The sequence below is a fragment of the Nocardia sp. NPDC004654 genome, assembly GCF_040609595.1.
In the GTDB taxonomy this organism is placed as follows: domain Bacteria; phylum Actinomycetota; class Actinomycetes; order Mycobacteriales; family Mycobacteriaceae; genus Nocardia.
Genome location: NZ_JBEXKI010000002.1, coordinates 43793 through 65886, shown reverse-complemented (window position 1 = coordinate 65886; position 22094 = coordinate 43793). Strand labels below are relative to the sequence as shown.

At 66.5% G+C, this 22094-nt stretch carries 8 protein-coding genes; 4 read left to right on the top strand and 4 right to left on the bottom strand.

The genetic code is table 11. From position 1 onward, the window contains the following. Positions 1 to 1242, top strand: a complete 1242-nt coding sequence (locus tag ABZV58_RS05960; RefSeq protein ID WP_354999078.1) for an MAB_1171c family putative transporter — start codon at positions 1 to 3, stop codon at positions 1240 to 1242. 9 nt (positions 1243 to 1251) lie between these two features. On the opposite strand, the gene ABZV58_RS05955 is transcribed toward ABZV58_RS05960, so the two are convergent. The 3 genes from ABZV58_RS05955 to ABZV58_RS05945 are packed head-to-tail and all read right to left on the bottom strand — an operon-like array spanning position 1252 to position 3267. Further along, the gene (locus ABZV58_RS05955) at positions 1252 to 2292 is read right to left on the bottom strand and encodes a DUF3068 domain-containing protein (RefSeq protein ID WP_354999077.1); all 1041 of its coding nucleotides are present in this window, start codon (positions 2290 to 2292) and stop codon (positions 1252 to 1254) included. Beyond that, complete coding sequence (locus tag ABZV58_RS05950; protein WP_354999076.1) at positions 2289 to 2456, bottom strand: DUF2613 domain-containing protein; 168 nt, start codon at positions 2454 to 2456, stop codon at positions 2289 to 2291. The genes ABZV58_RS05955 and ABZV58_RS05950 overlap by 4 nt, the downstream gene beginning before the upstream one ends. Before the next feature lie 28 nt (positions 2457 to 2484). Then, complete coding sequence (locus ABZV58_RS05945; RefSeq protein ID WP_354999075.1) at positions 2485 to 3267, bottom strand: hypothetical protein; 783 nt, start codon at positions 3265 to 3267, stop codon at positions 2485 to 2487. 221 nt (positions 3268 to 3488) lie between these two features. Here ABZV58_RS05945 and ABZV58_RS05940 point away from each other — a divergent pair, with 221 nt between their 5' ends. The 3 genes from ABZV58_RS05940 to ABZV58_RS05930 all read left to right on the top strand — a co-directional run bounded on the left by ABZV58_RS05940 (position 3489) and on the right by ABZV58_RS05930 (position 5688). Next, the gene (locus ABZV58_RS05940) at positions 3489 to 3611 is read left to right on the top strand and encodes a hypothetical protein (RefSeq protein ID WP_354999074.1); all 123 of its coding nucleotides are present in this window, start codon (positions 3489 to 3491) and stop codon (positions 3609 to 3611) included. Positions 3612 to 3973: 362 nt separating this feature from the next. Next, entirely contained in the window at positions 3974 to 4843 is an 870-nt protein-coding gene (locus ABZV58_RS05935) for an SAM-dependent methyltransferase (RefSeq protein WP_354999073.1), read from the top strand. A gap of 86 nt (positions 4844 to 4929) precedes the next feature. Continuing rightward, the gene (locus ABZV58_RS05930) at positions 4930 to 5688 is read left to right on the top strand and encodes an alpha/beta fold hydrolase (RefSeq protein ID WP_354999816.1); all 759 of its coding nucleotides are present in this window, start codon (positions 4930 to 4932) and stop codon (positions 5686 to 5688) included. A 42-nt stretch (positions 5689 to 5730) separates the two neighbouring features. Here ABZV58_RS05930 and ABZV58_RS05925 read toward each other — a convergent pair whose 3' ends face one another. Next, on the bottom strand, positions 5731 to 22068 hold the full coding sequence (locus ABZV58_RS05925; protein WP_354999072.1) for a type I polyketide synthase: 16338 nt from the start codon (positions 22066 to 22068) through the stop codon (positions 5731 to 5733). Positions 22069 to 22094: the final 26 nt, after the last annotated feature.

Genomic DNA, 22094 nt, shown 5'->3' with positions numbered 1-22094 from the left:
ATGACCTCCCCGATCCCGGGTCTGATCACCTGGCCCGTCCTGGCAGGCATCGCGTTGGTGCTCGCCGGTCGCTGCTGGCTGTTACGGGACAGCATCGTCGACCGGCTCATCAACCGTGGGCTCGCCGCCACTCTCTGCGCGAACCTATTGCAAGAGGCGTGGTTCGAAAAGTCACTGGTATGGCTGCTGCCCGGCGACGACAGCGATGTGGTGAACATCGCCCGACAGCTCTCGCTGGGAGCATCTGTGTTGACCGTCTCGCACGTCTACGGCGTCGCCAAGCTGTGGGCAGGCGCCGAACCCGCACACGCGTGGCGCAGGCAGCGGCGTTACTACCTCGTCACGATCACCACCACCGCTGTCATTCTGATCGCAGGGACGCCTGCCCGCCGCGCCGATCAGTTGATCGACCAAACCCTGGGCTGGCCCGCTGTCGTGGTCTGGGTCGCGTTCTCCCTGCCGCTCGGCGCTACGGCACTGCTCCTCGGCCGGATATGTGTGCGCGAGATTCGCATCGCAAGCGCCACCACCTGGCGGGAACGTGCACTTTATACGACGAGCGTGTGCAGCACGCTGGGCCTAGGAGCTGTAGCGGTCGTATACCCGCTCGAAACCGCCATCAGTGTCATGACAGGCCAACCATCATTCGCTCCCGAGATGCACTGGAAAGGATGGAGCGGCTTCCTCATCTCGGCCGTCGCCGTTCCCGCCGCGGTCACGGTGCCGCTGATCAGCACTCTGCTCGCCCACACCGGATGGGACCGCACCGGCCGATACTGCCGCCGACTTCAGCCGTTGTGGGCCGATCTCACGGCAGCCGTGCCCGAGATCGTCCTGGAGACGCGGCGCGACCACAACGGCCGGATAGATCCAGCCATCCGCCTACACCGCATGACGGTCGAGATCCGCGACAGCCTGCTGCATCTCAAGCGCTACAGCGACAGCCCCGGCGATCTGGCCGCCGCCGGCGGTGACCCACGTATCTCCGCTCGTCGCATCGCCGAGGCCATCGCCACCAAAGCTGCCGGGCACCCCCCGAGCACGAGCCGGTTCACGCCCCGGTACCAAGTCCGATCGGGCGCACGGGATCTCAACGCGGAGCTGCGCCGTCTACTCGCACTCGCGAAGGCATGGCCGCACGCTCGCGGCCTGCCCCGAACCGCTGGCTTGCCGACTGTTCGGAACGGCAAACACCTCGGCCTTCCGCGCCGAACGCGGGAGGCCGAGGTGTTCGGGCTGTGAATTGGTTCGCTAGAACCTTCCGGTTCGACGACCGCGGGAACCGCCACTGAGCACCCCGAGCACGATGCCGCCGACCAGGGCTATCGCGCCCAAGATCCCCAGGGCGATGGGGAGGGTTTGGCCGAAGAGGGTGAGTCTGTCGAGGCTCTCCTGGGTGACGGCCAGCTGGGCATCGATGGTCTTCTCGTCGAAGACGAGGTGGGACTTGAGGGCCGTGACGTCGACCTGCCCGGCGCTGCGACCGTAGAACAGGTGAATCTGCTCGCCGCCCTTGAGGACCGCGCCGGTCTTCGGCTCGACCCACACGTCGCGGGTGTTGGTGTAGAAGCGGGTCATCGTGACCGGCTCCTCGCCCTCGAGGCCCCACTTGGCGGCGGGGAGGGTGAGCTTGTTGGTCGGCGCCTGCACGACGTCCCACATGTTCGTGACCGGGATCGTCTGGCGGAAGTGATAGACCGGCACGCCCTTGATCTCGGTCTCGTCGACGTACTCGATGTCGTAGGTGGCGCGGGCGTTGAGATCGAAGTAGGGGTAGGACTTCTTCTCGGTGCCGATCGGGAAGCGGTACTGCAGACCGGCGCGCTGCGACGGGTCGGCCACCGACGCGCCCGACTTGTCGACGGAGACGGCGATGGAACCGTTGGGAGACACCGGGATCGGCTCGCCCGTCTTGCGGTCGATGGTGACGCGGTCGATCGAGGCGGTGAGCAGACCGGTGTCGCCCTCGCGGTCGTCACGACGCAGCGTCTGGCCCGCCTGCACCGTCATCTGGTCGGCGTCGGACGGCTCTTCGACGGTGAGGAAGCGCTGCGAGACGATCGGCACATTGGTGTCGACCCTGGCCGAGCCCTCGGGAGAGGTGAGCGACTTCGAGTCCAGCACAAGGCTTTCCTCGCCGGGAACGTTCTTCGCGATCGTGGTGATCCGCAGGTCCAGCGGCGTCTTGGCCACTTTGCCGACGGTGTAGTTGGGAATCATGACCGCTGCCACGAGCAGCAGCGCGCCGAGGCCGACGAGGAAGCAGGCGATGGTCCTGCGCCCGTTGCTCATCGGCTGCCGTACGGCGTGTTGGCCAGCGACGAACCGGGGTCGACGGTCGTCTCGGGCGCCGGGATCGAATTCTGTTGCACGCCAGTGGTGACGCCCAGCACGGCGACCACCCCCAAGGTCGCGCCGGTCAGCCCGCTGACCAAGCCGGAAACGGCAAACTTCATAGATCGAACTCCAATACGTTGCGTCGACTCAGGCGACGGTAAAGAACCCTAGGGTCGGCGCGAAGGTGCAGGTACGAGCGCCGGAATCGGCGGTCGTGGTGGTGAGCGAGCCGGAGATCACCGCGGCGACGCGCCCCGAGCCGGTGTCGGCGAGGGCCGACAGCGTGGCGGGACCGTCGGCGTTGAGCTCCGACTCGTTGGTGAGCGGCTGGACACCCGAACGACGGTTGTCGAGGTTGACCCACTGCACGGTCAGCGGCGGATTTTGCACGGCCGCAGGGGATTTGGTGCCCAGCGCGGTGAAGACGAAGCCGGTCTGGCCTGCCTTGGGTCCCGGCGGCGGCAGTTCGGCCGGACCGGGAACGGCCAGCGCGGCGCCGACCGAATCGGAGGTCGGTCCGATGCAGCCCTTGCCGATGGTCGGGTAGAGGAACTGGGAGATTCGCGGACCGTCCGACGGCGGGAGCTCGGGGCCACCGCCACCGCTGCCGTCGAGGAAGGTGATGACCCTTTCCAGGGTCGCCTTGACCTGCGGGGGGATGCCGGGTGTCGCGAGCAGTGCGCGCGCCTGGGCGAGGATCGCGGCTTTTCCGCCGTCGGCGATGGGGGCGGGGGCGGAGATGGCGCTGACGATCGTCGGCGCCAGCGCGGCCAGCGCCTCGGAGGGAACGTTCTCTCCGATCGCCGGAACGGCCTGCTGTGCCGGGGCCGGCCGTGGCGCGGCCATGGTCGGCGTCGGTGCGACGAGTGCGGCACTCGCCGTCAATACGAGAGCAGACAGAGCGGTCCGCGATCCTCGGGTGGGCAGCATTGGTCAGCCGTCCTTCTTTCTGTGAGATAGGTGGAGCAACCCGGAAAGGTCAGTGCGATCCCGGGCCACGCGCTCCTTCGCCGAGGTGCGCGGCGGTCGAGCCGAACGGTCGACGGTTCGGCTCGATGGGTGGGACGGACGCCGCGAAAGCGAGCCCACGTCCCGCGCGGGTGAGGTGACCGGCCGTACCCGACATCGTCGACAACGGCGCGGAATCGATCATGGACATCTGGACTTCCTTCCCGCCGCTGCTCGAGCCCCAGCGCACCATGATGAAACAGCATCCGACCCGTCTCGAGCTAGTGATTCGTGCGATCCAGAAAGCCGTTGGCAATACTTTGTGAAACGTCACAGTCGCCTCCGATCTACTGGCGGGTACGGACCGGCGCTGGTCGGTACGGGGGTCGACAACCCCCAACCGCGCGGCGAACACCCAGTTCAACCGGCATCGCCGACGCCGTACGACCAGCGGGAACCGCACTGGGAACGTTCACAACGCCCTCGCGTCCAGCCGACGGCCGACAGCCGAGCGGACCCCGACTCGGTGAGCTCGGCGACCCGCCGCCGGACGACGCGCACCGGCCGGTGTTGCCGCGAGCGCACCCGCGGGCGCGTGTGGCGGGCCGCGGAGTTTCCGGGAGTTGGGCGCCGCTGGCGGCGATGCGACAATTGAGCATCGTTTCGTTCGCTGTGCGAGACTGCACTGGTGGCCGAGACTGCTGATCTAGTTACCAACGTTTCCGACACCGCCCGTTGGGTGGCCGCCTTCCGAGCTGTCGAATCCGCCCGTCCCGACGCTCTTTTCCATGATCCCCTCGCCGACCGGGTCGCCGGCGAGCGGGGCCACGCCATCGCCGGCCGCACCCCCCTCTTGATGCACAACGGCTGGAATCTGGTCACCCGCACCAAACTCATCGACGACCTGATCATGAAGACCATCGAGCAGGGCTGCGATCGGGTGCTCAATATGGCCGCGGGCATGGATACCCGCCCCTACCGGCTGGATCTGCCCTCCGACCTGCCTTGGATCGAAGCCGATCTGCCCGCATTGGTCGAGGAGAAGAACGAGCTGCTCGCCGGGGAGTCGCCGCGCTGCGCGCTCACCCGCACGGCGGTGGACCTCGCCAATCCCGAAGCGCGGAGCGAGTTCCTGGACGAGGCCCTCGCGGGTGCCGAGCGGGCGCTGGTGCTCACCGAGGGACTGATCTACTACCTCACCGACGACGACGTCATCAGCTTGGCCGGTGCGCTGGCTCGGCCCGAAATCGCCTGGTGGGCATTGGATGTCAACAATACGGCGATTGTGAAGCGAATGAGCAAGGCCACCACCGAACTGCTTGCGAACGCTCCCTGGCACTTCGGTCCGGTCGATCCGCTGCGCTTCTTCGCCGATCTGGACTGGACGGCCGACGAGGTCGAACACCTTGCCTCGGCGGCGCGCCGGTTCCACCGGCTGCCCTGGTTCATGAAGCCGATCACGCTCTTCCCGCAGCCGGATCCCCGCAAGCCGATCCGAAACGCTTGGAAGCCTTGGAGTTCGGTGGTGCGGCTCAGGCACACACCACCGAGCCGTTAGCTCGCGAGCCCTAGTCCTCGAGGCGCACCACCGCAGGCACCCGGCGGTGGTGCGCATCCGTGTCGTCACGAAAGGCTTTCCGCCCAATGGGTAATAGCTGGCTACGTCGCCTGTCCCCCGCGACCGGGGATGGATCCCACAAGTTGTTCTGCTTTCCGCACGCCGGCGGCTCCGCCATATCTTTCGGACCATTGGCCAAGTGCATGGGACCGGAATACGACGTTCTTTCTGTCCAGTATCCGGGCCGGCAAGACCGAAGGCACGAACCGCTCGTGGACAACATTGCGGATCTCGTCGACGGCCTGCTTCCCGAACTGAGAGAAGCGGTCGACGATGCCGAGAGCTTCTCCATATTCGGGCACAGTATGGGCTCTGTCGTAGCTTTCGAGGCCTGCAGGCGGCTCGAGCGCGAATTGGGAGCCAGCCCGAGAGTCCTGTTCGCCTCGGGTCGGCGCGCCCCTTCGGCGGCGAAGTCCCAACTGCGAGTGCACCTGCTGAGCGATCGAGAACTCGGTGAGCATCTCCTGCAGTTCGGCGGTACACCAGCGGCGTTGCTCGAGGATCCAGACTTTCGAGAGCTGATCCTGTCTGTCGTCAGGAACGACTACCGAGCCATCGAGACTTACCAGTGCCGTGCGGATGCGATGATCAGCAGCCCAATCGTCGCGATCACCGGCGATCGTGACCCCGATGCGGGTCTCGCGGAGATCGAGGTATGGGGCTCGCACACCTCCGGAAGCTTCTTCGCGACCTCCTTTCCAGGCGGTCATTTCTTCATCGATTCGAATTGCCGGCCGATCGCACAGCTGATCCGCGATCATTGCGCTCGGGCGCTGTCGAGCTGACGGAACGACCGGGTGGGCAAGTCGCCCACCCGGTCGTTGTTCCTAGCTCTCGAGCCAATCTTCGATCGCTTCGGCGACAGCCGCTGAGCCGTCCTCCAGGATCGTGATGTGGTCGGCCTGTACCGAAACAACGGTATGCGCCGGATCCCACGGTTCGGCCTGCCAGTTCACCCGATCCGATGAGTTCTCCAGGAAGTTCTCGGCGCACTGGACCAACAACGTCGGCGTTTCGACGGAGCCGGGCACCATCTCTTTCAGGAGCCGCACATACCGGCCCATGCCGGTCAGCCGGGCTTGGTCGAAGCGACCGAACGTAGCCTCCGCCGACACCATGTGTTCGGCCATCGCCCGAAGCAGCCATTCACCATCGTCGTTCACCTTGTAGGTGTCCACCATGACGACCGCGGCGGGCGCTGGGCCACCAGCAGCTTCCAGGTGCTCGGTGACGAGGTAGGCCAACAGGCCGCCCGAGGAGTATCCGACCAAAACGAACGGATCTCCTTGTGCCGCATCGAGGACAGCGCGCGCCACTGCTTCCGCGGCCGCCGTCGGCGTCGTCGGAAGTGGCTCTCCCGTCCGGCAACCGATCGGCGATAGTGCCAATACGTCACGGGCAGTGCGCAAGTGCGAGGCGAGCCGCGCGTACTGATGTGCGCCGCCGGTAGCCAGCGGCGGAGCGAGGCAGATGATGCGTGGCAGGATGGGGCCCGCGGCGAGCCGGGTGGGCACCGGCAGCCGGTCCAGTTCGTGTGCCGAGGAGAACTGCTCGCGCAGCTCCGCCGCCGCCCGCAACAAGGTGAAGCCCTTGCCCGCCTGGCCGGACGCTACCGCGCCACGGAACATCCCGTACAACGAATCGTCTTCGCCACCGATCTCCGCGCCCCTTCGGGAGTCGGCGGCGAGCTCCTTGCACAGGTATCGGGCCAGTGCCGCCGGCGTCTTGTGATCGAAGATCGCGGCCGTCGGCAGTGTCAGACCGGTGGAAGCGTTGAGCGTGGTTCGCAACTCCATGGCAGCCAGGGAGTCGAACCCCGATTCGAGGAAGTCCCGTTCGGGGTCCAGCGCGTCGGCGCTCTCGTGTCCCAGCAGTCTGGCGGCGTTCTCGAGTATGTGCGTCCGCAGCCACTGTTCCTGTTCGGCCTCCGAGAGCTGTGCCAGTCGCCTGCGAACCGCCACGGCATCCCGCGTTCCGGTGCTCTGCCTTCGGCCGGTCCGCTTGGCCAAGTCGCGCAGCAGTGCGGGCACCGCGTCGCGCGCACGCAGTGCGGCCGGATCGATCTCGACCGGAACGTGCACCGGGTGGTCCGTGCACAATGCCGCGTCGAACAGCTCGAGCGCCTTGTCCGCAGCCAGAGGCGGCAGACCTTGGCGGCGCATCCGCTGCCGGTCGGCCTCGCTGAGCCATTGCGAGAGGCCAGTTTTCATGTCCCACAGGCCATAGGCGAGCGAGGTAGCGGGCAAACCTTCGACACGACGGTGGGTCGCGAGCGCGTCGAGGAACAGGTTGGCCGCCGCGTAGCCGCCCTGACCCGCGGGCAGTATCAAGCCCGCCACCGAGGAGATCAGCACGAAGGCGGACAGCCCGGCGTCACGGGTGAGCTCGTGCAAATACCAGGCGGCGTCGGCCTTGGCACCGAGGCAGTAGTCGATCTGCTCCGGCGTCAAGGTATCGACCAGCCCGTTGTAGGCAACGCCCGCCACGTGGACGATCGCGCCGAGCGGATGCTCCGCGGGTATCGAGGCCAGCAGGTCTCGCAGCGCGTCACGGTCCGTGACGTCGCAGGCGACCACGCGAACCTGTGCGCCGAGAGCATCGAGTTCCTCGATGAGATCCGCGGCGGCGGCTGGTCCGCGCCTGCCTGCCAGCAGCAGGTGTCGCACACCGTGCGCGTTCACCAGATGCTTGGCGAGGTGGCTACCGATCCCGCCGGTACCACCGGTGATCAGAACAGTCCGCTGGGAATCCCAAGGCGCCTGCCGCTCCGATTCGGTCGAGGTGGCACGCTTCAGCCGTGGCACCCGTGTTCCGTCCGCGTCTACAGCCAGTTCCGGTTCGCCCGACATCGTCGCGGCGACGAGGTGATCCGTCGCTGTCTCCGCGTGAGCGTCGACGAGTACGAATCGCCCTGGGTTCTCCGCCTGCGCCGCGCGCACCAGGCCCCACACCGCGGCCGCGGCCGGGTCGGTGGAGTCGGTGATCACCGCCAGAGTGCTTGCGGCAAAGCGTTCTTCCCGCCCGAACTCCTGGATGACGTCGAGCGTACTGTGCAAGGCCGTGCGCAGCCGGACCGGCACGTCCACGCCGCCGAACGGGGGCCGGAACAGCAAGACCGAGGCCTGCTCCGCCGCACCCCACTCGGCCCAGGAGACGCCTGCCACGGATCGCAGCTCCGGACCGGGCCGCCAGGTGACCTCGTACAGCGCGTCCCGCGAAGACCGGGTCGCGGCCGACAGCAGCTCGGGCGACAACGGACGCAACGCGAGGGACCCTACGGAAAGCAAAGGCGCGCCATCGGAATCGGCCATCGCCAGGGCGACTGTCCCCTGATTCGTCCAGGTCAACCGAACCCGCACCCGCCGGGCGCCGTCGGCGTGCAAACGCACCGAAGACCAAGCGAAGGGAACGAGGGTCGGCCGCTCGGCGTCCTCGCCCACGGTCTGCGCGAGACCGAAGGGCAGTGCGTGCATGGCCGCATCGAGCAGTGCCGGATGTATGCCATAGCCCTGGGTAGCGGTCTGCTCGGGCAGCGTGACCTCCGCGAAGAGCACCTCGTCCCGGCGCCAAAGTGCCTCCAGTCCTTGGAAAGCCGGCCCGTAGTTGTACCCGTTGTCGGCGAGTTCGGCATAAGCGTCCGCCAAACCGATCTCGGAAGCACCGGCCGGTGGCCACTGCGCGAGGTCGGCCGAGCCTTCCAGTTCGTCGGACTCGCTGCTCGGGCTCACGGTGCCCTGCGCATGGTGCGCCCATGGGACCGACGGATCGTCGTCGTCATTACGCGAGTAGATGTCGACCCGTCGGCGACCGAACTCGTCACCGCCACCGACGACCACCTGGACCTGCACTCCGCCATGCCCTTGGAGCACGAGCGGCGCGAGAAGAGTGAGCTCCTCCAGTTCTGGACAGTCGACCTGGCCTCCGGCGTAAACGGCCAGCTCGACGAATCCGGTGCCGGGCAGCAGCACGGTGCCGAGCACGTCGTGATCGGCCAGCCAGGGATGGGTAACCGTGGACAGGCGGCCGCTGAATCTGGCGCCCCCATTCTCCGGCTGCGCCACCAATGCGCCCAGCATGGGGTGCTCGGCGGATCGCAGACCGAGTGCATGGGCCCCTCCGGTGTGCCGTGGACCCGTGGCCCAGAAGCGGCGGCGCTGGAAGTCGTATGTCGGTAGGTCTACCTTCGTGGCTCCGGTGCCCGCGTAGTAGCTCGCCCAATCCACCGCCGAACCGGTGACGTGCAACCGGGCAAGACCTGTCACCACGGTCGCGGGAGCCGCGTTGTTTCGTCTGGTCAGCGGGATTGCGGTCGCGGTGTCGAGGGTCTGGGCGATCATCGGGGTCAGCACCGCATCGGGCCCGACCTCGGCGAACCGGGTCACACCCATACCTGCCATCGTGGCGACCGCATCGGCGAAGCGCACCGTGTCCCTCACCTGACCGACCCAATACGACGGATCCGACATCTCGTCGACGATTTGGGCGCCGGTCACCGTGGACACCAAGGGAATGCTCGGGCGACCGAACGTCAAGCCCTCGATCGCCGTCGCGAATTCGGCGAGTATCGGCTCCATCGACACCGAATGGAAAGCGTGGGAGACGCGCAAACGACGCGTGCGCCAACCACGTTCGACGCACGTGTCGACTACAGCCGCAACCGTGTCTTCGAGACCGGAGAGCACCACCGACGTCGGACCGTTGACCGCCGCGATCGACACCTCACCAGCCAGGAGCGGCAGCACCTCCGCCTCCGAAGCACCGACCGCTACCATCGCCCCACCCGCGGGCAGCGCCTGCATCAACCGGCCGCGCGCGGCGACCAGCGCACACGCATCCGCCAGCGACATCACACCCGCGACATGCGCGGCGGCAATCTCTCCGATCGAGTGACCGGCCACCATATCCGCGCGAACGCCCCACGATTCGAGCAGGCGGAACAAGGCCACCTCGAAGGCGAACAACCCTGCCTGCGCGAACACCGTCCGGTCGACCAGATCATCGGACGCCAGCGCGGCGTCCAACGAAACCGACTGCCCCAGCAGCGGATCCAGTCGAGACACGATCCCGTCGAAATGCTCGGCGAACAACGGATACGCCGCACGCAGCCCGGCGGCCATGCCCGCCCACTGCGCACCCTGACCAGAAAACACCACACCCGTCGAACCCGGCACCACACGGCCGGTCACCACACCCGGCGCCTGGGCACCGGCGGCCAAGGCCCGCATACCTTCGAGCAGACCATCGCGGTCATCGGCGACGACAACCGCGCGATGCTCGAACACAGCACGGGTGGACGCCATCGAGAAACCGACGTCCACCGGATCCAGGTCGTGATCGACGACATGCGATGCCAGCCGGGCAGCCTGCCCGGCAAGAGCCGCACCGCTACGCACGGAAACCACCCACGGCAGCCCACCACCGGCCGGGACAGTCTTGGTCACCGGCTCTGGTTGCACAGCCGGGGCCTGCTCGATGACGACGTGAGCATTCGTGCCGCTGATCCCGAACGAGGACACACCGGCCCGACGCGGCCGATCTGTCTCCGGCCACGCCACCTGTTCGGTCAGCAACCGGATATGCCCCTCGGACCAATCGACCTTGGTGCTTGGCTGATCCACGTGCAGCGTCCGCGGCAATACACCGTGCCGCATCGCCATGACCATTTTGATCACACCACCCACACCGGCGGCGGCCTGAGCATGACCGATGTTGGACTTCAACGACCCCAACCACAGCGGACGATCTACAGCACGGTCCTGCCCATAGGTGGCCAGCAGCGCTTGCGCTTCGATCGGGTCCCCGAGGGTGGTGCCGGTGCCGTGCGCTTCGACCACATCCACCTCGGCCGGCGACACCCCCGCATTCGCCAAGGCTTGCCGGATCACCCGCCGCTGCGACGGACCGTTCGGCGCGGTCAACCCATTCGACGCACCATCCTGATTCACCGCCGAACCAGCGATCACCGCCAACACCGGATGACCATTGCGGCGAGCATCGGACAACCGCTCCAACACCAGAACACCGGCGCCTTCGGACCAGCCCACCCCATCGGCCGCGTCGGCGAACGACTTACACCGCCCATCCGGCGCCAACCCCCGCTGCCGACTGAACTCCACGAAGATCTCCGGTGTCGCCATCACCGCGACACCACCGGCCAACGCCAGATCACATTCCCCCGACCGCAGCGACTGCGCGGCCAGATGCATTGCCACCAGCGATGACGAACACGCGGTGTCCACGGTGACCGACGGCCCTTCCAGACCGAACACATACGACACTCGCCCGGACACCAAACTCCCGGCAGCGCTGTTGCCGGTTCCCTGGGCGTAGTCGTGGTACATCATGCCGGTGAAGACCCCGGTCGAACTGCCGCGCAGCGCAGCCGGATCCACACCAGCGCGTTCCAACGCCTCCCACGAGGTCTCCAGCAGCAACCGCTGCTGCGGATCCATGTTCACGGCCTCGTTGGGACTGATCCCGAAGAAATCCGCATCGAAATCCGCCGCCGAATACAGGAATCCACCCTGACGTGTGTAGGTCTTACCAGCCTTGCCAGGTTCGGGATCGTAGATGCCTTCGATATCCCAGCCACGATCCACCGGCAACTCACCGGTGGCATCGACTCCCGAAGCGACCACCCGCCACAGATCTTCCGGCGAGGCGACACCACCGGGATAACGACAAGCCATCGCCACCACGGCAATCGGGTCGTCGTCGACAGCTCTGCTGGCGGTGACCTCGACATCCCGCCCCGTGCCGGTGAGCTCGTCGGCCAGATATTCGGCCAAAGCCTGTGGTGTCGGGTAATCGAATACCAGGGTCGCGGGTAGGTGCAGGTCTGTCACGGTTTTGAGGGCGTTGCGGAACTCGACAGCGGTGAGCGAGTCGAAACCCAGCTCACCGAAGGCTTTGTCGGCCGCAATCGCGTTCGCGTTCTGGTGTCCCAGAATCGCCGCGACCTGACCGCGGACGATCTCGACGAGTACACCGAAACGTTCACTGTCGGGAGTGTTCGCCAGACGGGCGCGAAGTGCCGTGGACGCGACCGAAGCCGCCATCCGGCGATGCGGAACCAGCGCGGAAAACAGGGCGGGCGCGGTGAATCCCGCGCTGCGCATGGCATCCAGGTCGAAGCGGGCCAGGACGAGGGCGGCGTTGTCCATTCCTGTCGCGGCATCGAACAGCGCGAGGCCCTGTTCCTCCGACAACGGCAGCATGCCCGAACGAGACATGCGGTGCCGGTCGACGTCGCTGAGCTCTGCGGCCATCCCCCCGTCCGTGCTCCAGAGCCCCCAGGCGAAAGACTTGCCCCTGCGCCCGGTTGCCCTGCGGTGTGCCGCCAGGGCGTCCAGGCAGGCGTTGGCCGCGGCATAGTTGCCTTGACCTGCATTGCCGAACGCGCCGGCCACCGAGCTGAACAGCACGAACGCCTTCAACGGCAGATCCGCGGTCAGCTCGTGCAGATGCAGGGCGGCATCGACCTTGGGCCTCAACACCGCGTCCAACCGATCCGGCGTCAGAGAAGCGATGGGACGATCATCGAGCACACCAGCCATGTGGAACACGCCCGTGAGCGGATGACCGGCAGGCACGCCCGCCAGCACCGCGGCGAGCGCGCCGCGGTCGGCGATATCGCAGGCGACGAATTCGGCCTCGGCGCCGAGACGCTGCAACTCCGCGCGTAGCTCGGCGGTTCCGGAAGCAGACTCACCGCGCCGGCTCAACAGCAGAAGTCGGCGCACGCCATGTGCGTCGACCAGGTGGCGCGCGAACAACCCACCGAGGTAACCGCTGGCACCGGTGATCAGAACTGTGTCGTCGGGGTCGAAGGAGTCGGTCGCCGGAGCGGTCGCGGCAGTGGCGACGACTCGGGCGAGTCGCGCTCTGTATACCTGCCCGCCGCGCACGGCCACCTGCGGTTCCTCCGCCGCCAGAATCCCACCCAGCAGCGCACCGAGTTCGGAATCGGCATCTCGGGAATCGGTGTCGACCAATACGATCCGGCCAGGGTTCTCCGCCTGGGCAGAACGCACCAGACCGCCAACAGCGGCGCCCGCCAAGTTCGTAATATTCTCTCCGGCAACGGATACCGCACCACTGGTCCGGACCACCAGCACCGACTCGCCGAATCGACGATCAGCAATCCAGGGCTGAAGTGCCTGCAGCACATGATGGGTCGCGGCACGAACGGCGGCGGGATCATTACCCGCCGGGCAGTCCAGCACCACCACGGCCGGAACCTCGTCACCGAGATCCGCCCATGCGACCGCGGCGACTTCAGCCTCGGACACCGCAATCGGTGTCCAGCCGACATCGAACACAGCGGTGCGAGCAATGGGTGTACCGATGGTGAGCTGCGCGGGATCGATCGGCCGGGAAGCCAACTGCCGCACCGTCGCCACCGCGGCACCGGTCGAGTCCGCGAGATCCAGAGCAACCCCATGCGCACCGACACGAGTGAGCCGAACACGCAACGCATCGGCCCCAGCCGCGTGCACCGTGACACCGGACCACTCGAACGGCAACGCCAAACCGGTTCCGTCCGCCGAGGTGTCATCGGCGAAACGCAATGCGTGCAGCGCCGCATCCAGCAACGCCGGATGCATGCCGAAACGCTCCGCTTCGGGCCGGGCCTGCTCAGGCAATTCGATCTCGGCGTAGAGCCCGTCGGATCCCCGCCAGACCGACCGCAGTGCCTGGAAAACCGGACCGTAGTGGTAGCCCTGCGCATCGAGAGAGTCGTAAGCCCCATCGATATCGACCGCGACCGCACCGGCGGGCGGCCACTGCACCAGATCCACCGACGAGCCGCCAGCTCCTGGTGCGAGCACGCCTTCGGCGTTCAACGCCCATGATGACGCCGAGTCGATGTCGTCATCAGGGCGCGAGAAGATCCGCACTCCGCGACGCCCCGCGCTGTCCTCACCACCGACTACGACACGCACCGCGACGCCCGCCGACTCCGGCAACGCCAGCGGAGCCCGCAGAATCAGTTCGTCCAGGCTGGAACAGCCCACTCGCTCCGCGGCGTGCAAGGCGAGTTCGACCAAGCCCGTACCAGGGAAGAGCACGGTGTCCACGATCCTGTGATCGGCCAGCCAGGGGTGGGTCCGCAGCGACAACCTGCCACTCACGGCGACCACGTCGGAATCCGGTTGCGACACCACCGCGGAGACCAAGGGATGTCCGGTGGCCACCAGACCCATCGATCGAGCGTCACCACTACCGGCGGACCCCTCGGGCATCCAATAGCGCCGACGCTGGAAAGCGTAGGTAGGCAAGTCGATTCGCTTGGCGCCGGTACCGGTGTAGAAACCGGCCCACTCCACCTCGGCGCCGGAAACGAACAATCCGGCCAACCCGCCCAACACCGTGGACGGGTCGGCATGGTCTCGACGCGCCAAGGCCACCACAGTAGAAGCCGAAGTAGCCGAGCTCACCTGCTCGTCATCGAGGGTCTGGGCGATCATCGGGGTCAGCACCGCATCCGGCCCGACCTCGGCGAACCGGGACACACCCATACCAGACATCGCGACAACCGCATCAGCGAACCGGACAGTATCCCTGACCTGACCCACCCAATACGCCGGATCCGACATCTCATCGACGACCCGGGCGCCGGTCACTGTCGACACCAACGGCATGTTCGGCCGGGCAAACGTCAAACCCTCGATCGCCGAGGCGAATTCGGTAAGCATGGGTTCCATCGACGCCGAATGGAAGGCATGCGAGACCCGCAACCGATGCGTCCGCCAGCCACGCTCGACGCACCTATCGACCACAGCCACGACCGCGTCCTCGACACCCGACAGCACTACCGACGACGGACCATTCACCGCCGCGATCGACACCCCATCGACATCGACCAGCAACGGCAGCACATCGGCCTCGGACGCACCAACCGCCACCATCGCCCCACCAGCAGGCAACACCTGCATCAAACGACCACGCGCCGCCACCAACACACACGCGTCCGCCAGCGACAACACACCAGCCACATGCGCGGCAGCGACCTCACCAATCGAATGACCAGCCACCACATCCGCACGAACACCCCACGATTCGAGCAGCCGGAACAACGCCACCTCGAACGCGAACAATCCCGCCTGCGCGAACACCGTCCGATCGACAAGCTCACCGTCCGCCAACGCGGTACCAAGCGAAACAGGCTGTGCCAAAATCGGTTCCAGCTCGGCAACGATCGCATCGAAGTGCTCGGCGAACACCGGATAGACGCTCCGCAGCCCGGCCGCCATACCGGCCCACTGAGCACCCTGACCCGAGAACACCACACCCGTCGACCCCGGCACCACACGACCGGACACCACACCCGGAACCGTCTCGCCGCGACCCAACGCCTGTGTACCGGCCTTCAGGCCATCGCCGTCGGGTGCCAGCACCACTGCCCGATGCTCGAACAACACTCTCGAAGTCACGAGAGAGAAGCCGATGTCGATCGAGTCGTGATCGTCGACATGCGACGCCAGGCGCCTGGCCTGCTCGGCAAGCGCCTCGCCGGTACGCGCCGAGACCACCCATGGCAGCACTCCACCGGCCGGGCCGGTCTTGGCCACCGGCACGGGAGCCGGATCAGCTGCCGGAGCCTGTTCGACGATGAGGTGAGCGTTGGTGCCGCTGAGACCGAACGAGGACACACCGGCACGACGCGGCCGATCCACCCCCGGCCACGCCACCGCCTCGGTCAACAACCGGATATGACCCTCGCTCCAATCGACCTTGGTGCTGGGCTGATCCACATGCAGCGTCCGCGGCAACACACCGTGCCGCATCGCCATCACCATCTTGATCACACCACCCACCCCAGCCGCCGCCTGAGCATGACCGATATTGGACTTCAACGACCCCAACCACAGCGGACGATCCTGGTCACGGTCCTGCCCATAGGTCGCCAGCAACGCCTGCGCTTCGATCGGATCACCCAAAGTCGTACCGGTGCCATGCGCTTCGACCACATCGACCTCGACCGGCGAGATACCGGCGTTCGCAAGTGCTTGGCGAATGACCCGCCGCTGTGCCGGACCGTTGGGCGCCGTCAGACCATTCGACGCACCATCCTGATTCACCGCCGAACCGGCGATCACCGCGAGAACTTCATGCCCATTGCGGCGAGCATCGGACAACCGCTCCAACACCAGAACACCGGCGCCTTCGGACCAGCCCACCCCATCGGCCGCGTCGGCGAACGACTTACACCGCCCATCCGGCGCCAACCCCCGCTGCCGACTGAACTCGAGGAACATGTCCGGAGTGGACATCACCGCGACACCACCGGCCAACGCCAGATCACATTCCCCCGACCGCAGCGACTGCGCGGCCAGATGCAATGCCACCAACGATGACGAACACGCCGTATCCACCGACACGGCCGGGCCTTCCAACCCCAGGGTGTAAGCGATGCGACCGGAGACCAAACTGCCGGCCGTGCTGCTGCCGGTCCCGGTTGACTGGGCGTAGTCGTGGTACATCACGCCGGTGAAAACCCCGGTCGGACTACCGCGCAGTACCGCAGGATTCATACCGGCGCGTTCCAGCGCCTCCCACGAGACCTCCAACAGCAACCGCTGCTGGGGATCCATCATCGTGGCTTCGTTGGGGCTGATTCCGAAGAAGTCCGCGTCGAATTCCGCTGCGGAGTAGAGGAATCCACCTTGGCGGGTGTAGGTCCGCCCCGCCTTACCTGGTTCGGGATCGTAGATGCCTTCGATATCCCAGCCGCGATCCACCGGCAACTCACCCGTGGTATCAATGCCCGAAGCGACCACCCGCCACAGATCTTCCGGCGAGGCGACACCGCCGGGGTAGCGGCAACTCATCGCCACCACGGCAATCGGCTCGTCCGCACCAGCTCTGCTGGCGGTGACCTCGATGTCCTGGTTCGTACCGGTGAGTTGGGAATCGATGAACTCGGCGACGATCTGCGGATTGGGCTGATCGAAGATGAGCGTGGCAGGTAGTTGCAGACCGGTCGCGACGTTGAGCTTGTTGCGGAACTCGATGGCGCGCAAGGAGTCGAACCCGAGCTGCTGGAACGCTTGCTGAGGTTCGACAGCCTCGACAGAGGCATGACCGAGGACCTCGGAAGCCACCGATCGGACGAGGCCGAGCAGAGCGCTCTTGCGGTCGGTATCGGAGAGACCGGCCAGCTTGTGCGCGAAGGCCTGATCCGCTGGCGTTCGGTTGTGGCGGCGCACGGTGACCGGTGCGAGCGTGCGGACCAGAGCGGGGATCTGCTCGCCCCTGGTTCGAAGCACGGCCGGGTCGACGCGCAGCGCCACCAGCTGGGCGGTATCGGTGGCTATCGCGGCATCGAACAATGCCAGGCCCTCGGCCTCGGTCAGCGGCGGGAAGCCCTGCCTGCGCATCCGATCGAAGTCGTCCTCGGACAACTCGGCGCCGAGGCCGGTCGATTGCACCCACAACCCGTAGTCCACCGAGGTCGCGGGCAATCCCAGCGTGCGACGATGAGCGGCGAGAGCATCCAGGAAGACGTTCGCCGCGGCGTAGTTCGCTTGACCGGCGGCGAGGACGAGCCCACCCGCCGACGACAGCAGCACGAACAGCGAAAGCGAGTGCGGGCGGGTGAGTTCGTGCAGATGCCATGCCGCGTCGAGCTTGGGCCGGAAGACATGGTCGATCCGGTCCGGCGTCAGCGACTCGATCAGGCCGTTGTCGGCGGTTCCGGCCGCGTGCACCACACCCGTGAGCGGATGCTCGGCCGGGATGCTGTCCAGCAGCGCCGCCAGCGCATCCCGATCGGAGACGTCGCACGCGGCAACGGTGACCTCGGCGCCGAGCTCGATCAGCTCCGCACGCAGCTCAGTGGCACCGGGAGCATCCGGGCCTCGCCGGGATGTCAGAAGCAGTTGGCGCACACCGTGTTCGGTCACCAGATGCCGAGCGATCACCGCACCGAGGCCACCGGTGCCGCCGGTCACCAGCACGGTGCCCGGCTGGGTCGGCTGGGCGATCGCGCCGGGTGCGTGGCGGGTCAATCGCGGCACGAGCAGGGTCGTGCCGCGTAGTGCGGCCTCCGGTTCCGTCGCGGCAGCCGCTGCGACGGTCGCGACGAAGACCGGGTCACGGTCCTGGTCCACGCCGTCCTGAGCAAGATCGAGAAGCTGGAATCGACCCGGGTGCTCCGCCTGCGCGGCACGCAGCAGCCCCCACACCGGCGCCTGCCCCAGATCCACTTGCTCCGAACCCTCGACGGCCACCGCGCGCCTTGTCAGCACAACCAATCGACTACCGGCGAAACGGGTTTCGGCCAGGAAGGCCTGAACGGTGCCGAGAACACCGGTCACGACTTGCCGTGCCGTCGCTGTCGGCGGACCCTCGTGGTGCGGGCACTCGAGCAGCACGAGGTCGGGAACGACAAAATCGGGAGTCGAATCCAGGTCGGCGATCAACGCCGCGAGATCGAGATAACGCCGTCCCGCACCGGAACTCGGGCCGGAACCGAGTACCGTCACACGGCCAGGCTCGACGGCCCCCGACGGCAGTGGCGGAACTGTAATCCATTCCACGCCGAAAAGAGCATCCGAGACCCGGTCGACGACCAAGCGATCAGCCGACACCGGCCGAGACACCAAAGCGCCCACCGACAACACCGGGTAGCCGTGCTCGTCGGCCATCTGCACGGCGAACCGATCGCCATGAAGCACGACACGAACCCGCACCGAGGCAGCACCGGCCGAGTGCACCACCACGCGGTTCCAACTGAAAGGCAGCGCGGGGGTTCCCTCGCCACCACCGCGCAGGCCATGAACTATCGCGACATGCAACGCCGAATCGAACAGCGCCGGATGAATGCCGAAACCCTCGGCTTCCCGCGGATCCGGCAGCGCGACCTCGGCGAACAACTCGTCACCGCGCCGCCACGCCGCCCGCAAGCCCTGAAAGAACGGGCCGTACCCGTACCCAGCATCCAGCAACTCGTCGTACGCACCATCGATGGGCATCGGCTGCGCGCCGCTGGGAGGCCATGCGGTGAGGTCGAAATCAGCCGCCACCTGCCCCGGAGCGAGCATGCCTTCGGCGTGCAGCGACCACGGACCCTCTTGCCGAGAATGGACACTGAGCCGTCGACGACCGGCCTCATCGGCGGCGGCAACCACAACCTGCACCGTGACACTGCCCTCACTCGGCAACGTCAACGGGCTGTGCAGAACGAGCTCGTCCACTACGGCGCAGCCGAGGACACCGCCGACGTAGCCCGCCAGCTCGACGAACCCGGTTCCCGGCAGCAACACGGTTCCGAGCACACTGTGGTCGGCCAGCCACTCCACCGAGTCCGCCGACCACCGGCCGGTGAAGCTCATGCCTCCCGAATCCGGCTGCGGCACAACAGCACCGAGCAGCGGGTGATCCACCACATCCAGCCCGGCCGAGCTGATCCCGCCGAGCTCGGCACCCAGCCACGACTGCGCCAACACCTGCTTGGCATCGAGCCAGAAACGCTCGTGCTGGAACGCGTAGGTGGGCAGATCGATTCGCTCGGCCCCGCAACCGGCGTAGAAACCGGTCCAGTCCACCTCGGCGCCGGAAACGAACAATCCGGCCACCCCATCCAACACCGTGGACGGGTCGGTGTGGTCCCGACGCGCCAGAGCCACCACCGCGGCAGACCCGTCATCGAGAGTCTGGGCGACCATCGGGGTCAAGACCGCATCGGGGCCGACCTCTGCGAATCTGGACACACCCATACCAGCCATCGCGGTGACCGCATCAGCGAATCGCACGGTGTCCCGGACCTGGCGCACCCAATACGAGGGATCCGACATCTCATCGGTCACCCGCACACTGGTCACCGTCGACACCAACGGCATGTTCGGCCGGGCAAACGTCAAACCCTCGATCGCCGAGGCGAATTCGGCAAGCATGGGTTTCATCAGCGCCGAATGGAAGGCATGCGAGACCCGCAACCGACGCGTCCGCCACCCACGCTCGGCGCAGACCTCGACAACAGCCAGGACCGATTCCTCGACACCGGAGAGCACCACCGAAGCCGGACCATTCACCGCCGCGATCGACACCTCACCAGCCAGCAACGGCGACACGTCGGCCTCGGACGCACCAACCGCCACCATCGCCCCACCAGCAGGCAACGCCTGCATCAACCGGCCACGCGCCGCCACGAGCACACACGCGTCCTCAAGCGACAACACCCCGGCCACATGCGCGGCGGCGATCTCACCGATCGAGTGACCGGCCACCACATCCGCGCGGACACCCCACGATTCGAGCAGCCGGAACAACGCCACCTCGAACGCGAACAATCCCGCCTGCGCGAACACGGTCCGATCGACCATGTCCTCGCTCGACAAAGCCTCGCTCAGCGAAACCGACTGTCCCAGCGCGCGATCCAATTGAACCAGGATGGCATCGAAAACCTCCGCGAACACCGGATACGCGCCGCGCAGCTCGACGGCCATACCCGCCCACTGCGCACCCTGACCGGAGAACACCACACCCGTCGAACCCGGCACCACGCGGCCGGTCACCACGCCGGGAGTCGTTTCACCGCGGCCCAGCGCCCGCACTCCCGCCAGCAGACCATCACGGTCATCGGCCACGACAACGGCGCGGTGTTCGAAAACAGCGCGCGTGGATGCCAAGGAGAAACCGGCATCCACCGGATCCGGGTCGTGATCACCGATATGAGACGCCAGGCGGGCAGCCTGACCCGCAAGAGCCTCACTACTGCGCGCCGAAACGACCCACGGCAGCAATCCGCCGATCGGGACAGTTTTCGCCACCGGCACCGAAGCCTGCTCCGCCACCGGCTCGGCCACCGGGGCCTGCTCCACGATGACGTGCGCGTTGGTACCACTGATGCCGAACGACGACACACCGGCACGACGCGGGCGATCCGACGCCGGCCACGGCACCGGCTCGGTCAACAACCGCACATGCCCCTCGGACCAATCGACTTTGGTGCTGGGCTGATCGACGTGCAGCGTCTTCGGCAACACACCGTGGTGCATCGCCATGACCATCTTGATCACACCGCCGACCCCCGCGGCGGCTTGAGCGTGACCGATGTTGGATTTCAACGACCCGAGCCACAGGGGACGATCGGCGTCACGGTCTTGGCCGTACGTGGCGAGCAGGGCTTGGGCTTCGATCGGATCACCCAACGTCGTGCCGGTGCCGTGGGCTTCCACCACATCGACATCGACCGGCGACACCCCGGCGTTCGCCAACGCCGCCCGAATCACCCGACGCTGCGACGGACCGTTCGGGGCGGTCAAACCATTCGACGCACCATCTTGATTCACTGCGGAACCAGCGATCACCGCAAGCACCTGATGACCTTTGCGTTGCGCGTCGGACAACCTCTCCAGCACCAGTACGCCAACACCTTCGGACCAGCCCACCCCATCGGCGGCATCGGCGAAGGACTTGCACCGCCCATCCGGGGCAAGCCCGCGCTGGCGGCTGAACTCTACGAAGGTCTCTGGGGTGGCCATCACCGCCACGCCACCGGCCAACGCCAGATCGCACTCTCCGGACCGCAACGACGCCGCAGCCGAGTGCATTGCCACCAATGACGACGAACACGCTGTGTCAACGGTGACCGACGGCCCCTCCAGGCCGAACACGTACGAGACCCGACCGGACGCGATAGATCCCGAATTCGCATTGGCCGGATAGTCGTGATACATCATGCCGACCCACACACCGGTCCGGCTTCCCTTCAGCGAGCCGGGGTCGACGCCGGCCCGCTCGAACGCCTCCCAAGAGGTTTCCAGCAGCAGGAACTGCTGCGGATCCATCAGCGCGGCTTCACTGGGACTGATATTGAAGAACGCCGGATCGAATTCGCCGGCAGAATGCAGGAATCCACCCTCACGGGTATAGGTGCTGTTCGGTTTTTCGCCGGTCTGATCGTAGAGACGTTCGGTATACCAGCCTCGATTTTCGGGAAGCTCCGACGTCGCGTCGGTCCCCTCCGAGACCAACTGCCAGAGGTCCTCGGGAGAGCCGACACCACCCGGATAACGACATGCCATACCCACGATCGCAATAGGTTCGCGAAGGGCTGCGTCGAGCTTGCGGTTGCGGGCACGCAACCTCTCCGTCTCCTTGAGTGAGACGCGTAACGCCTGAGCGAGCTTCTGAGTATTGTCGTCGGGCTTCGTCACTATTGCTCCAGGTCTTCTTACGGTCA